Genomic DNA, 14,613 nt, shown 5'->3' with positions numbered 1-14,613 from the left:
TCTGTATCTTTCTGGTCATCCGGCGGCGTTATCCCTACCGTCGCCCACATTTTCGAAGGAGAAACCATGAAAGTCCGTATCGCTATTGCCGATGAGCACACCATTATCCGTCGTGGCGTCTTATCCATGATCACCAATATGCCCTCTCTTTTCAGCGACGGCTCACCCCGCCCGGAGTTTTGCATTCAGGGCGATACCGCAACGCCATCTGAGCTGCTTTCACTGCTATCCCAACAGCCTGTCGACATTCTGTTCCTTGGCTTTTCTCTTGCCACCAGCCAAACCGTTAACCCGCTCAACGGAATGGACGGCGTATTGCTGATTAAATGGCTCAGCCGTAAATATCCGCAGCTTAAAATCATTGTGCTTTCACCCTACAAGAACACGCAGCTTATCCGCATGTCGCTGGAGGCAGGCGCCAAAGCCTATATTAGTCGGGACACCTGTGAGAAAACCCTGAGTAGAACGCTGACGTCAGTGATCAATGGGGAAGTTTATATTGAGCGCGAGCTGATGCATTCCCTGTTCCAGACCGGCGCACAAACGGAGCAAGAGCTCTCGCCCCGTGAAATTGATGTGTTGCGTATGCTCTGCAAAGGGATGAGTTTGACAGAGATCGCCAGACAGCTGCATTTGAGTAATAAAACCGTCAGCGCCCATAAACTGCGCGCGATGGAAAAACTGGGGGTAAACAGCGACTGTCAGCTCTATTGCCTGCTGGCGAAAACGCAAATGTTCGATATTGCTATCTGAAATAAAAAAACCGCCTGTAAACAGGCGGTAGAGGCAAACGTACGCCTCAACGGTCGCTCTCAGCAATGACGCTCAGGATCAGAAATGGTATGTCATCGCCAGCCACCAGACGCGCCCCGGTTCAGGGATTTGCTGATTTGCGGCGTATCCGAACTGGCTGGCGCCCGCCAGGTTGAGGTGCTCGCTGTAGTATTTATTGAACAGATTCTCAATACCCACGCGGGACTCAAAATGGTCGTTAAATGTGTAGCCCGCGCTCCACGAAAGCACACCAAACCCCGCGCTCGGGCCGAGATCCTGGCCGGTGACGTTACCTTTGTTTTGCGCCACGCGATGCTGCGGCGCAACCACACGCCACAGTAATCCGGTGCGCCACTGTTGCCCGGTATAGTCCAGCGCCAGCCGCCCTTCGAGCGGCGGCATCTGCGGCAGCGGCTGTTTATCACTACGATTCTCGCCCCAGGCGTAGCTCAAGCTTCCCGTTAGTGCCCAGTTGGGCGTCAGGCTCCAGCTTGCGCCCGTCTCCGCGCCCATTACGGCGGCATTGATGTTGCTGGCCTGCGACGGCGTGCGGCTATAATCAAACAAAATGTAATCGGTAGTTCGCCCGACATAGGCCGATGCCCAGGCGCTAACCTTGTCGCCGTGTAATTGCACGCCGCTATCCCATTGCAGGGTCTTTTCTGTTTTCAGCTGACGAAAGCTTTGTTCTCCAGCCTTGCCGGAAAATAGCTCCCAGTAATCAGGAAAACGTTCGGTATAACCGATGCCGCTATAAAGCATGACGGGTGCGTCAGGTACGCGATACTCATAGCGCGTGAATGCGCCGGGCAGGAGGTCGTGCCGGGAGCTATTTTGCGCGCTGCGCCGATCGTCCGCGCGAATGCTATCCAGCCTCGCACCCACGATGACCGTATCGTCCGCCGTAATGGACTGGCGCCATTCGCTAAACAGACCCGCCTGGGTAAAACGGGCATCGTCACGCCACGATCCAGCGCTTTTTTTACGGTGACTTTTACGCATTACGTCCGCGCCGGCGGTAAGCGTGGTGGTTTCATCTTCCCACACGCCGGCAAGGCGGCTGCCCATCACCACGCCGCCAACTTCAGACTTACGCTTCGGTCCAACGGGCTGACGCAGGCTGTAGTTATCCATGATGTGGTCAGTATCATTGGCATAGAGCTGCCAGCTAAGTTTGCTGACGTGCTCGCTCAGGTGATATTTCTCCAGTTTTAGCGCCGCGCTTTTACGGGCAAAACGGCTACCATCCATCATCCGACCCGCATAGCGGGCTTTACCGTCGCTGGCTCCCACGCTTAGCTCCGCCAGCGTGTCCTCATCAGGCGTGAGCCCAACCGTGACGCCGCTGTTCCATCTGCGCCACAGACCCGGCACGCGATTGCCATGACCATCCCGGTAGTCATCCGCCTCCGAATGATTACCATCCAGGCGGACGTAGCCACGCGGGTCGCCAAACGCGAGATTAAGGTTTTGATCCGCGCGTCCGTTAGCGCCCCGCAGCAGCTCAGCGCTGCCTTTTAGCTCAGGTACGCTGAAATAGTCCGGCTGGCGTTCAAAAAGCAATGTTCCGGCGGACCCCATCGGCCCCCAGAGCACGCTTTGTGGGCCTTTGATGACGGTTATCGTGTCGTAACTTTGCGGAGTGATATAGGCCGTTGGGGTATCCATGCGCGAGCCGCAGCCCCCCTGAGTGCTGACGCCGTCTGCAAGCAGCGTCAGCCGGGAGCCGAACATCCCGCGCAACACCGGATCGCCGTTACTCCCGCCGCTGCGCAGTACGGAAAAACCCGGGATGTTTTTTAGCGCGCCCGCACCGTCGCTGGCAGGCAATTGTTGTGCTGGAGTATGAGCCGGAGCGATAAATGACGCGGGATCGCGATAATACCCCTCAACGATCATCGACTCTTCAGCGTATGCCGGCCAAGCGGTGGCACAGCAGAGAACCAACAAGAGTGGACGGGAGGCGAGCAGGGAACGAATATCGCTCGCGGTGATACCAGACATAGCACAATTCCGTTTCGGTAAAGAAAATAAGCAAGGCGCTTATTGTCTTCATCCCCAGCAGCGGAATACACGACCTGCGGGCAAGAAGGCCCTCAGGGAAATCAGGAAATATCTGGCGGATAACGGAAATCTCAGGGACGCAGTTCAGCGCGCTTCGCCCAGGCGTGCCGTTTGCTGTCGTAAAAAATCCATCAACCGCAAACAGGCCGGCGAAAGCGGCTGCCCGACGTTTTTGACGATGCCCACATCCATATAGGTAATGCAGTCGTCAATGGTGCGCCGGATCACGCGCTGACCGCCGAGCGCCCACGGGCGATAGACCAGATCGGATAAAATCGTCACCCCCTTTCCCTGCGCGACCAGACTTCGAATCGCCTCAAAGGAGTTGGTGCGAAAATGTATGTCAGGATGACAGCCCCTGCTTTGCCAGTAGTCGGATATCACATCGGGATAGTCGTCCGTCACCAGCAACAGAAATGGCGCCTTTTCCACATCCTTTAACCGTAGCTCCGGCACGCTGAGAAGAGGATGGCCGATGGCGGTCCATAACCGGCGCGGCGAACGGATCCACGTTTCGACCTCAAGCGTACTATCGTGGCTGATATTGGAGGTTAGCAAAAGACAAAAATCGAGATCTCCCTGACGCAAGGCCTGAAGCAGCTGCGATGCGGGCGCCTCATGAAATGCCGTCTCCAGCAGCGGAAAACGCTGCGCGATATCGCCCCAGAGATTGGGCAGCAGATAAGCGGAAAGGGTTTCGGCAATGCCGATGCGCACGACGCCGTTAATCGCCTCAGGCTGCTGATGGAGATCCTCCACCGCCGCGCGGCTATCGTGGAGGATCTTGCGGGCATGATTGAGAAATCGCTCGCCGACGGGAGTTAACTGGATCCCTTTTGCATGACGGATAAAGAGAGGGGCATTCACCGCCTCCTCCAGGTTGCGCATAGAGACCGTCATGGAAGATTGCGATATATGACAACGGCTGGCCGCTTTGGAAATTTGTAATGTTTCCGCTAACGCAATGTAGAACTCAAGTTGCCTGAGAGTAAACTTCATAGTTTCAGCCAATACCGTGAGATGAAAATATTATATTAGCATTTAATTCTGCACCGGCAGTACTCTAAAGGCAGACAAAATGTTTATTATCAGGAGCCTCTATGCCCTATTTTTTACTCAGTCTCGCGGCCTGTTTTTGGGGGGGTAATTATGTCGTCGGTCATTTACTGGTGGCGCATGCAGACCCGATTATATTATCCGCCGCACGCTGGATAATTACGGCTCTTCTTTTATCGATGCTTTATATCAGACAGATTCGCGCCCAGTGGCCGATGATGAAAAAGGCGAAAGGTACGATCATATTTCTTGCGCTGTGCGGACAGGTTATGTTCCCACTCACGCTGTATATCGGTCTGCAATATACTTCATCTCTTAATGCAGCTATTTATTTATCTACAACGCCCGCCCTGGTTTTATTGATAAATAAGCTGGTCTTTAAAGAGAAAATATCAGTACAGAATATTGCTGGCGTTGTTCTCAGTTCATTGGGCGTCGTCTGGCTGGTCATGCAGGGCGATCTGCTGCATCTGGATACGCTTAAAAATCTGAATCGCGGCGATATCTGGACCATGGGCTCTGCCGCCAGCTGGGCCGTTTATTGTGCTTTCTTGCGGATGAAGCCGAAAAGCGTCGGTGGGAATGCCTTTGTGGCCGTGAGCGCGGTCCTCGGTGCCCTGGTGTTGTTACCGGTACTGGCGATATCGTTGATAAAGACCGGCTTACCTGACTGGACGGCCTATACCGCACCGGGCTTTTTAAGCGGGCTGATGTACCTGGTGGTCTTTCCTTCCTGGCTCTCTTACCTGCTGTGGAATAAAGGCATTGCGGCTATCGGTGCAACCCGCGGGGAGATTTATTCCCACCTTATTCCGCTGAGCGGCGGTCTGTTCAGCGTGATGTTCCTGCACGTTACGTTGCATTCGTATCATCTGGTCAGCACGGTACTGATTCTGTTTGGCATTGCCCTCTGCTCTCGCGCCTCGCAAAGGAAAGTCGCAAAGATCGAACGCGCAGACGAAAAAGTACAGATATGAAAAAGGCCCACGTTATAAATAACGTGGGCCTGAATAGTGGCGGAACGGACGGGACTCGAACCCGCGACCCCCTGCGTGACAGGCAGGTATTCTAACCGACTGAACTACCGCTCCACTGTTCCCGCTTGGGGAACGAGGCGCATATTACGGTGTGCCTCCGATCTCGTCAACGCTTTTTCTCACGTTTTGAATCGTTTGCTGCAAAATTCACCCAACCGATGATTTTACAGGCATTGTGGCGTTTTTTCAGGCGCGCCACATACAGCTTCCGCCCTTCTTCTGCACCAGGTCGAGACGGGATTCATGGTTAAGTAGCTCTTCATCACTGGCTAACACCACCCGCAAACGGCTTGCCTGACGGACAACGCGCTGAATGCCCGCTTCGCCCTGCGTCTGCTGTGACTCATTTTCCATGCTGAACTTCATTGACGTCTGCCCACCGGTCATCGTCAGATAGACATCGGCGAGGATCTGGGCATCGAGCAACGCCCCGTGGAGCGTTCGCTTGGTATTGTCTATCTCGTAGCGCGAACAAAGCGCATCCAGGCTGTTACGCTTGCCCGGGAACATCTTCCTTGCCAGCGCCAGACTGTCTGTTACCTTACAGAAGGTGTTCGTCTTCGGGATATCACGATTAAGCTTGCTGAATTCATAATCCATAAAGCCGATATCGAACGAGGCGTTATGGATGACAAGCTCAGCGCCCTTGATGTATTCCAGAAACTCGTCAGCCACATCCGCAAACGTCGGTTTATCCAGCAAGAACTCATCGGCAATACCGTGAACGCCGAACGCCTCTGGATCCACCAGCCGATCGGGTTTGAGATACACGTGGAAGTTGTTCCCCGTGAGACGACGGTTCACCACTTCAACGGCACCGATCTCAATGATCTTATGCCCTTCGTAGTGCGCGCCGATCTGGTTCATACCGGTGGTTTCGGTATCGAGGACAATCTGGCGAGTAATTGCAGTGCTCATAGCGGTCATTTATGTCAGACTTATCGTTTAACTGAACGTTTCAAATACAGGAAGTCTACCAGAGATGCGTAAACAGGTAGAAATTTTCACCGATGGATCTTGTCTCGGCAACCCAGGGCCCGGCGGCTACGGCGCGATTATGCGCTATCGCCAGCATGAAAAAACTTTTAGCGAAGGCTATTTCCTGACCACCAACAACCGTATGGAGTTGATGGCGGCCATTGTGGCGCTGGAAGCCTTAAAAGAACACTGCGACGTGGTGCTCAGTACCGACAGCCAGTACGTGCGCCAGGGTATCACCCAGTGGATCCACAACTGGAAAAAACGCGGCTGGAAAACTGCGGATAAAAAGCCGGTTAAAAATGTCGATCTCTGGAAGCGGCTGGATGCGGCATTAGGTCAGCACCAAATAAAATGGGAATGGGTAAAAGGGCATGCTGGTCACCCTGAGAACGAACGCTGCGACGAACTGGCGCGCGCGGCGGCTTTAAACCCGGCCCATGAAGATGCAGGCTACCAGCCTGAATCCTGATCAGGGCTTTCTGTACTGCCGCGTTGCGCCAACGGTCTGCCGGATAGGCGTTTTCGATTTGCTCTGCTTCATCGGGTTAAGCGTAAGGGGGATGGTTCGCTTACGCGCGACGATAAACTGCATGCAGCCTAAGGCGGGCAAATGCGTGCTTAACAACACTCCCCCCTTCCGCGCCCACGGCAGTACCTGAAAACCGCCGTAGCAGAGCACTTCAAAGTTCAGCAGTGAAAGCCAGTCGAGCTGGCGCATCATGCTGAACATTCGGCTGTTATAGGGTGGCGTTCGGCGCAGCACGGGTACCAGCTTGCGCAGCCCCATCAGGCTCAGCGGATTGAATCCGCTGAGGATCAGCCAGCCGTCATCAATCAGAACGCGATCGGCTTCACGCAGCATACGGTGAGGATCGCTGCACCAGGGCAACGCGTGTGCAAGAAGGCATGCATCAACGGATTTCTCTGCAAATGGCAGATGCAACGGGTCTGCCTTCACCTGAACCGGCGATCCGCCGAGAGAGACGTTAACCTGATGTGAGATAGCGCAGCTTTCGGTATTGATTTCCGCGCTGAGATTGCCAATCTTAAGCAGGTGAAAGCCATACATTTTCGCGAGCCAGGGCTTCAGCTGCTGCTCCAGTGCCTCGCGATAGTATTCACCCCAGGGCAATTCCGCCCAACGTTCCGGTGCTGCGACAGTCTGAGGTATCCTTGCCGGTTTCATCAAAACACCCGCCACGCTATAAGAGGTAATGTATGAATCTTATCAGTATTCCCGCTTTTGAGGACAATTACATCTGGGTTTTGGTCGATGACGAGCGTCGATGCGTCATTGTCGATCCCGGCGAATCCGCCCCTGTACTGCGCGCCATAAATGATAACGGCTGGCAGCCTGACGCCATTCTGTTGACGCATCATCATAACGATCATACTGGCGGCGTGCAGGAACTGCGCGCCCAATTTCCGCATCTTGTGGTGTACGGACCGGCTGAGACACAAAATAAGGGAACGACGCAAGTAGTCGAAGAAGGCGAAAATATCCTCATCCACGAGTGGGAGTTTTCCGTATTTGCTACACCGGGTCACACTTTGGGACATCTGTGTTTCTACAGCAAACCTTATCTTTTTTGTGGCGACACCTTGTTCTCGGGCGGCTGCGGAAGACTGTTTGAAGGTACACCGGAACAGATGTATCAGTCTTTACAAAAGATTAGTGCGTTACCGGATGATACCCTTATTTGTTGCGCCCATGAGTATACATTAGGAAATATGAAGTTTGCTGCAAGCCTCTTACCTGAGGTTCGGGCGATTCAGGATTATTATCACAAAGTGAAGGAGTTACGTGCAAAAAACCAAAATACACTGCCCGTAATTCTGAAAAATGAGCGCCAGATTAATTTATTTTTACGAACAGATGATATTGATTTAATTAATAAAATTAACCAAGAAACAAATTTGCAACAACCAGAACAGCGATTTGCATGGTTAAGGTCAAAGAAAGATAACTTCAGATAAATGCGGGTTGCCTTTTCAAAATTTCGCCGTTATCATCGCTCGTCTTTTAAGCAACTATTGACACACACATGAAGGCAAAAGCGATATTACTCGCCTCTGTCCTGCTTGTAGGTTGCCAGTCGCAGAACGGCAGCAACGTACAACAGCACGCACAGAGCCTTTCTGCAGCTGGTCAAGGGGAAGCAGGGAAGTTTACAAGTTCGGCGCGCTGGATGGACGATGGGACATCTTTCGCGCAGGAGCAAGACTTGTGGACCTCTATTGGCGACGAGCTAAAGATGGGAATTCCGGAAAACAGCCGGATTCGCGAACAGAAACAGAAGTATTTAAGAAATAAGAGCTATCTCCACGATGTAACGTTACGGGCAGAGCCGTATATGTACTGGATAGCCGGGCAAGTTAAAAAACGTAACATGCCTATGGAGCTGGTACTCCTACCCATAGTGGAGAGCGCTTTTGACCCACACGCGACGTCTGGCGCCAATGCCGCAGGCATTTGGCAGATCATTCCGAGCACCGGGCGAAACTATGGTCTGAAACAGACCCGCAACTATGATGCGCGTCGCGATGTTGTCGCTTCAACGACAGCCGCTCTCGACATGATGCAACGTCTGAACAAGATGTTTGACGGCGACTGGCTGTTAACGGTCGCAGCGTATAACAGTGGCGAAGGTCGTGTACTGAAGGCAATGAAAGCGAATAAAGCACGGGGTAAATCCACCGATTTTTGGTCGCTCTCACTGCCACAGGAAACGAAGATTTACGTACCGAAGATGCTGGCCTTGAGCGATATTCTCAAGAACAGCAAGCGTTACGGTGTACAACTGCCAACACCAGACGAAAGTCGTGCACTGGCGCGCGTGCGCCTCAGCAATCCGGTTGATATTCAACAAGTTGCTGATATGACGGGTATGTCGGTAAGTAAATTGAAAACCTTTAATGCAGGCGTCAAAGGCTCGACGCTGGGGGCAAGCGGCCCGCAGTATGTGATGGTTCCGCAGAAACATGCGGCGCAGTTACGTGAGTCTTTAGCATCGGGTGAAATTGCCGCCGTTCAGTCAACGCTGATCGCCGATGCTTCATCCGTTAGCAGCCGCAGCTATAAGGTGCGTTCAGGGGATACCCTTTCAGGCATTGCCTCACGTCTTGGCGTGACGGCGAAAGATCTGCAGCAGTGGAATAATCTGCGCAGCTCTGGGCTGAAGGTGGGTCAGACTTTGACCGTGGGTGCAGGTAGCAGCGCACAGCGTCTCGCCAGCAACAGCGATAGCATCACCTATCGCGTGCGCAAAGGCGATTCACTGTCCAGTATTGCAAAACGTCACGGCGTGAACATCAAAGATGTGATGCGCTGGAATAATGATACTGACAATCTGAAACCGGGCGACCAGCTGACGCTGTTTGTGAAGAACAGCGCCACGCCAGACTCCTGATAACACGATCGAAAGATAAAAAGGCACCGATTCCCCTCGGTGCCTTTTTTGTTTATCCCGCTTTTTGCGCTTCAGCCATGATGGTATCGCTCGTAAATGAGCCATCCGCCTGCAGTTCAAAGTACGCCTTCACCTCTGCGGACGCACTCTCCTGGTAAAGCCTAATTGCCTGGCTTAATGCTTCCGGGGTGCGCATACGCGCGATCCACGAGCTGTATTCCAGCGGCAAACGATCGGTTATCAATGAGCGTGAAATCAAGCCAGCTTCGGTGATCATCGTAAGCCACTCGCCACTGGAGTAATTTTGCACGTGCGAGGTGTCGCGCAGCGCTTCGACCGTCTGCAGCCAGATATTACGCACCGGATGTCCGGGAGACATCACGTCCATAATGATGAAGGTGCCCCCCAGCTTCAGAACACGTCTGACTTCGCGCAATGCCTGGCCGACATCATGCCAGTGGTGTGCGGAATACCGGCTGATCGCGACATCAAACGACGCGTCATCAAACGGTAAAGACTCCGCATAGCCCTGCCGCGTATCTATATTTTTCAGCCCCTTCGCTTTCGCCGCCTCAGCAACGACGTCCAGCATCTGGCTCGATAAATCATATGCGGTAACGTGGGCTACCTGCTGCGCAGCCGTAAAGCTGGCGTGCCCTGCCCCACATCCCAGGTCCAGCACGTGCGCCTGCGGGAATGCCGCCAGACGTTCACCGAGACGCACCAGATCGCGACCTGAAGCATGCACGGCGCTGCTCAGATAAGCACTTGCCTGAGAACCAAACTGTTTTTCTACGTTGTCATGATGGGAGTGTGTTGTTGTCATCGTACTGTCCTTTGTTGGTTAAAAATAAAAGGGCAGCACCCGCGCGGCCTGCCCCACGGCAGACCTGACACACCATTATTTATCAGGTTTGCCGGGACTGAATTCAACGAGTAGAGGGTTGTGATCCGAAGCGCGCGTCACCAGTACAGAGGCGTCGTGCACGCTCAAACCGCGATAGAAGACAAAGTCGAGAGGACGACCAAAAGCTTTTTTACGCTGGTCATCACTGAAGCGAACTTCACGCAGCGACATTTCGCGCGCAAAGCGATACAGCGCATTCATGCGTGGACGGCTCCAGGCATTAAAATCGCCGGCCATGATGATGGGCCCGCTGTGATGCGCAATCTGATCGCCAATAGGAAGTAACTGCTTACTATACACATCCACGCCGAGGCTAAAGTTTACCGCGTGGATATTGACGACCATCAGCATACGGGTATCCGGCAGCGGATAGACCGTCACCAGCGCTGATTTCGCCAGACGCAGGATAGGTTCGCGCTCGCGGAGCGGGCAACAGTAGACCGGATGGGCAGCAGAAAGCGTCATTACGCCAGAGGGATGCTGCGGCAGAACAAATGCCGGCACCTGGTCGGCGGCAAGGTAATTCGTGGTGGCAAACCGTACCAGTTCAGGGGTAGTTTGCGCCTCCTGGAGCAGAACCAGGTGGGCATCTTTTCCAAAATTTTTGAGTACCGATAACCACTCCGCGCGCTGCTGCTTGAAGATATTCCAGACCAGAACCCGGATTTTATCATCGCTGCTTAACGGTGTGCCGGCGGGTAATGCCTGGCTTATGCTCGCAAACGACCCCGGAGGTAAGATCCTCTCCGCGGGCATTCCGGCAACATAACGCATGGCATAGGTATTTTTTCGCACTTTTGGAAACAGCCCCTGTAACATGAACCAGCCCTGAAAACGGACTGGTTCTAATGTTATAGGGACTTTAGGTCACACTTTCAACGCAATTTCTGAGAAACCGCTTTCCAGTTTTGTAAGCAAGCACTTACTGATGTTATCCCAGCGCTACTCGGGCTGGCTTATCGAGGCGTCCACTCAGGCCAATCAGCAGGAAGGCGACCAGGACAATCACCGCGCCAATCCATGGGGTCTGGGTTAATCCGAAGTGTTCGACGGTTTGTCCGCCAATAATGGAGCCCAGCGCGATACCAATATTAAAAGCGGCAATATTCAGACCGGATGCCACATCCACCGCATTCGGCGTATAGAGCTCGGCTTTCTGGACAACGTAAACCTGAAGCCCTGGCACATTACCGAAGGCGAAGATCCCCATCACAAGTACCGTGACCAGCGCGGCGTATTGCATTGAAGCCGTGAACTGGAAAATCATCAGCAGAACCACCAGGGCGGCGAAGATAAATTTCAGCGCCGGTACCGCACCATGCTTATCCGCAAGCTTACCGCCCCAGATATTGCCAATGGCCACAGAAATACCGTATCCCAGCAAAATCCAGCTCACGGCATTCGGGGAGAAGCCCGCCAGGTCCTGCATCATCGGTGCCAGGAAGGTGAAGGCAGTGAATACGCCGCCATAGCCCAGAGCCGTAACCGCATAGATGATAAGCAAACGCGGATGGGTAAGCACTTTCAGCTGATCGCGCAGGCTGGCGCTCGCCCGGCCCGGGATATTCGACGGTACCAGCAGCAGGCTAGTCACCAGAGCGATAACGCCCAGTAAGGAGACGGCCAGAAACGTTTCACGCCAGCCGAAATGCTGTCCGATAAACGTTCCCAACGGTACGCCTGTGACCAGTGCGACGGTCAACCCACCGAACATGATCGCGATCGCTGAAGCCGCTTTCTCTTTGGGGACCAGGCTGGTTGCAATGGTGGAACCAATCGAGAAGAACACGCCGTGTGCCAGACCGGTCAACAGGCGGGCAATCACCAGCGTGGTGTAGTCCAGTGCCTGCCAGGCCAGAATGTTCCCGGCGGTAAACAGCACCATCAGCGCGACTAACAGCTGTTTACGCGGAAAGCGTCCGGTCAGAGCCGTCAGCACCGGCGCGCCGACGGCAACGCCCAGGGCGTAGATGGACACCAGCAACCCGGCTGAGGGCAGCGAGATGGCAAGCTGGTTAGCGATGGTGGGAACCAGTCCCACGATAACAAATTCGGTCGTGCCAATTGCAAAGGCACTGATCGTCAGGGCAAGTAGCGCCAGTGGCATAAAATACTCCGTATCATCAGGATTAAGATGACAGGCAGTATGCGCCAGTGCTTAAATAACAAAAATGGTCAAAATATCAATAGAATTTTGCAGGTGGTGCAACAATGAAAGCAACGTCTGAAGAGCTGACAATCTTTGTCGCCGTCGTCGAAAGCGGCAGCTTTAGCCGCGCAGCCGAGCAGCTGGGACAGGCTAACTCGGCCATTAGCCGTTCGGTGAAAAAGCTGGAGATGAAGCTTGGGGTGAGTCTGCTCAACCGAACGACGCGGCAGCTCAGTCTGACGGAAGAAGGGGAACGTTATTTCCGCCGCGTGCAGTCGGTGCTGCAGGAGATGGCCGCAGCGGAGACGGAGATTATGGAAACCCGCAGCACGCCGCGCGGGTTGCTGCGCATTGATGCTGCCACGCCGGTTGTGCTTCATTTTCTGATGCCGTTAATCAAACCTTTCCGTGAATGCTATCCGGAGATGACGCTCTCTCTGGTCTCGTCCGAGACGTTTATTAACCTCATCGAGCGGAAAGTGGATGTGGCTATTCGGGCGGGAACCCTGACGGATTCCAGCCTGCGGGCCCGCCCGCTGTTTGCCAGCTACCGTAAAATTATCGCGTCGCCACAGTATATTGCTGAACATGGTAAACCGGAGACGGTTGAAGAACTGAAGCAGCATCTGTGCCTGGGCTTTACGGAGCCGGTGTCGCTGAACACCTGGCCTGTTGCCTGTCATGATGGCCAGCTTCATGAAATAACCTGCGGATTATCGTCTAACAGCGGAGAAACGCTGAAGCAGCTTTGCCTGGAAGGGAATGGGATCGCCTGCTTGTCAGACTATATGATTGATAAAGAGATAGCGCGGGGTGAACTGGTAGAGCTAATGGCCGATAAACGTTTGCCGGTAGAGATGCCTTTCAGCGCGGTTTATTACAGCGACAGAGCGGTAAGCACGCGCATACGCGCCTTTATCGACTTCCTGAGCGAGCATATAAAAACAGCTCCCGGAGGAGCTGTGTGAGGGTTCGGGTTACAGAGGGAGGGTCTTATTAATCCCAGTCAGGGGCTAAACCTTCCGGGCTCACCAGGCGGTCGTTGCACTCCAGTGCTGCGATCGCTTTTTTATCATCGTCATCCAGATGAAGATCCAGCGCTAGCAGGTTGCTGGCCAGGTTTTCGCGCTTGGTTGATGATGGGATCACGGCATAGCCTTCACCCATTGCCCATGCCAGAATAACCTGCGCAGCAGTCGCGTTATGTTTCTCTGCGATACGGATAATTACCTCGTCTTTCAGAGCCTTACCGTAGGCCAGCGTCATGTAAGAGGTGATGTGGATCCCGTGCTGTTTTGCCCAGTCCACGACTTTGCGGTTTTGCAGGTATGGAGACAGCTCGATCTGGTTTGTCGCAATATTCTCTGCGCCAACTGCGGCAATGGCTTTTTCCATCAGCGGGATGGTGAAGTTGGAAATACCAATTTCACGGGTCAGGCCCTGCTTTTTCGCTTCCAACAGCGCCTGCATGAACTCTTCCACAGAAACGGCATCGTTAGGTGACGGCCAGTGGATCAGCGTCAGATCGACATAGTCGGTACGCAGTTTCTTCAGGCTCTCTTTCAGGCTTGGAATGAGCTTGTCTTTGCTGAGGTTTTCGATCCAGATTTTGGTGGTGATGAACAGTTCATTACGCGGTACACCGCTCTCTTCAAGAGCCTGTCCAACGGCAGCTTCGTTTTCATAGATCTGTGCCGTATCAATTGCGCGATAGCCAAGTTCAAGAGCGGTTTTAACTGATGCGATAACTACGTCGTCTTTCAGGCGGAAAGTGCCCAGACCAAATGCAGGGAGAGTCATAATATTCCTCAATCGTTATGTTCGTTAACTGAGGACGATTATCGCTGGCGGTGTTATAGAGAAAAAGATCGTAAAACGCAGAGGATTTTTGCTAATTTCGCAATAATTAATCGTCAGATATGAAAAAAGCCCTGAGCGTTAACTCAGGGCTTTTAATAAGTGGCGGAACGGACGGGACTCGAACCCGCGACCCCCTGCGTGACAGGCAGGTATTCTAACCGACTGAACTACCGCTCCACCGAAGACTGCTTGTAACCACCGGATTAATGCACCGGCTTACTACTTAATTTGATGCCTGGCAGTTCCCTACTCTCACATGGGGAGACCCCACACTACCATCGGCGCTACGGCGTTTCACTTCTGAGTTCGGCATGGGGTCAGGTGGGACCACCGCGCTAAAGCCGCCAGGCAAATTCTGTTAATCTGTATCAGGCT

Annotated in this window: 14 protein-coding genes, 2 tRNA genes and 1 rRNA gene; 6 read left to right on the top strand and 11 right to left on the bottom strand. The window is 53.5% G+C overall.

Annotated features, from left to right (window positions below; translation table 11 throughout):
- Window positions 1-66 precede the first annotated feature (66 nt).
- Complete coding sequence (locus A6013_RS22895; protein ID WP_041911170.1) at window positions 67-753, top strand: response regulator transcription factor; 687 nt, start codon at window positions 67-69, stop codon at window positions 751-753.
- A gap of 78 nt (window positions 754-831) precedes the next feature.
- Here A6013_RS22895 and A6013_RS22890 read toward each other — a convergent pair whose 3' ends face one another.
- Window positions 832-2,778 (bottom strand): TonB-dependent copper receptor, encoded by a 1,947-nt coding sequence (locus tag A6013_RS22890; protein ID WP_083264083.1) that lies wholly within the window; start codon window positions 2,776-2,778, stop codon window positions 832-834.
- Window positions 2,779-2,922: 144 nt separating this feature from the next.
- Entirely contained in the window at window positions 2,923-3,837 is a 915-nt protein-coding gene (locus tag A6013_RS22885; protein ID WP_041911171.1) for a LysR family transcriptional regulator, read from the bottom strand.
- A gap of 101 nt (window positions 3,838-3,938) precedes the next feature.
- Between A6013_RS22885 and A6013_RS22880 the strand changes: the two genes are divergently transcribed.
- The gene (locus A6013_RS22880) at window positions 3,939-4,871 is read left to right on the top strand and encodes a DMT family transporter (RefSeq protein ID WP_041911172.1); all 933 of its coding nucleotides are present in this window, start codon (window positions 3,939-3,941) and stop codon (window positions 4,869-4,871) included.
- Window positions 4,872-4,908: 37 nt separating this feature from the next.
- Here the strand turns inward: A6013_RS22880 and A6013_RS22875 are convergent.
- Window positions 4,909-4,985 (bottom strand) — tRNA-Asp (locus tag A6013_RS22875).
- Between the two features lie 132 nt (window positions 4,986-5,117).
- Window positions 5,118-5,849: a DNA polymerase III subunit epsilon gene (gene dnaQ, locus A6013_RS22870; RefSeq protein WP_029739690.1), complete on the bottom strand. Its 732-nt coding sequence runs from the start codon at window positions 5,847-5,849 to the stop codon at window positions 5,118-5,120.
- Between the two features lie 64 nt (window positions 5,850-5,913).
- On the opposite strand from dnaQ, the gene rnhA reads away from it, so the two are divergent.
- Window positions 5,914-6,381, top strand: a complete 468-nt coding sequence (gene rnhA, locus A6013_RS22865; RefSeq protein WP_028015610.1) for a ribonuclease HI — start codon at window positions 5,914-5,916, stop codon at window positions 6,379-6,381.
- On the opposite strand, the gene A6013_RS22860 is transcribed toward rnhA, so the two are convergent.
- Window positions 6,382-7,098 carry a class I SAM-dependent methyltransferase gene (locus tag A6013_RS22860; RefSeq protein WP_069733819.1) on the bottom strand — a complete coding sequence of 239 codons (717 nt, stop codon included), beginning with the start codon at window positions 7,096-7,098 and terminating at the stop codon, window positions 6,382-6,384.
- 32 nt (window positions 7,099-7,130) lie between these two features.
- Here A6013_RS22860 and gloB point away from each other — a divergent pair, with 32 nt between their 5' ends.
- Entirely contained in the window at window positions 7,131-7,889 is a 759-nt protein-coding gene (gene gloB / locus A6013_RS22855) for a hydroxyacylglutathione hydrolase (protein ID WP_069733818.1), read from the top strand.
- A 68-nt stretch (window positions 7,890-7,957) separates the two neighbouring features.
- Entirely contained in the window at window positions 7,958-9,322 is a 1,365-nt protein-coding gene (gene mltD / locus A6013_RS22850) for a murein transglycosylase D (protein ID WP_028015607.1), read from the top strand.
- A gap of 52 nt (window positions 9,323-9,374) precedes the next feature.
- Here mltD and A6013_RS22845 read toward each other — a convergent pair whose 3' ends face one another.
- The 3 genes from A6013_RS22845 to A6013_RS22835 form a co-directional block, all read right to left on the bottom strand.
- Window positions 9,375-10,148, bottom strand: a complete 774-nt coding sequence (locus tag A6013_RS22845) for a class I SAM-dependent methyltransferase (protein WP_069733817.1) — start codon at window positions 10,146-10,148, stop codon at window positions 9,375-9,377.
- 75 nt (window positions 10,149-10,223) lie between these two features.
- Entirely contained in the window at window positions 10,224-11,024 is an 801-nt protein-coding gene (locus tag A6013_RS22840) for an endonuclease/exonuclease/phosphatase family protein (protein ID WP_028015605.1), read from the bottom strand.
- A gap of 136 nt (window positions 11,025-11,160) precedes the next feature.
- Complete coding sequence (locus tag A6013_RS22835; protein WP_069733816.1) at window positions 11,161-12,336, bottom strand: MFS transporter; 1,176 nt, start codon at window positions 12,334-12,336, stop codon at window positions 11,161-11,163.
- A gap of 104 nt (window positions 12,337-12,440) precedes the next feature.
- Between A6013_RS22835 and yafC the strand changes: the two genes are divergently transcribed.
- Entirely contained in the window at window positions 12,441-13,346 is a 906-nt protein-coding gene (yafC, locus tag A6013_RS22830; protein WP_069733815.1) for a DNA-binding transcriptional regulator YafC, read from the top strand.
- Between the two features lie 28 nt (window positions 13,347-13,374).
- On the opposite strand, the gene dkgB is transcribed toward yafC, so the two are convergent.
- From dkgB to rrf, 3 genes are all read right to left on the bottom strand, one after another.
- Window positions 13,375-14,178 (bottom strand): 2,5-didehydrogluconate reductase DkgB, encoded by an 804-nt coding sequence (gene dkgB, locus A6013_RS22825; protein ID WP_028015602.1) that lies wholly within the window; start codon window positions 14,176-14,178, stop codon window positions 13,375-13,377.
- A 160-nt stretch (window positions 14,179-14,338) separates the two neighbouring features.
- A tRNA-Asp gene (locus tag A6013_RS22820) sits at window positions 14,339-14,415 on the bottom strand.
- 56 nt (window positions 14,416-14,471) lie between these two features.
- Window positions 14,472-14,587 (bottom strand): 5S ribosomal RNA (gene rrf, locus A6013_RS22815).
- Between the last annotated feature and the right edge of the window lie 26 nt (window positions 14,588-14,613).

Source organism: Enterobacter sp. IF2SW-B1 (assembly GCF_001743375.1).
In the GTDB taxonomy this organism is placed as follows: Bacteria; Pseudomonadota; Gammaproteobacteria; order Enterobacterales; family Enterobacteriaceae; genus Enterobacter; species Enterobacter bugandensis.
This window is presented reverse-complemented; position numbering and strand designations above follow the sequence as displayed.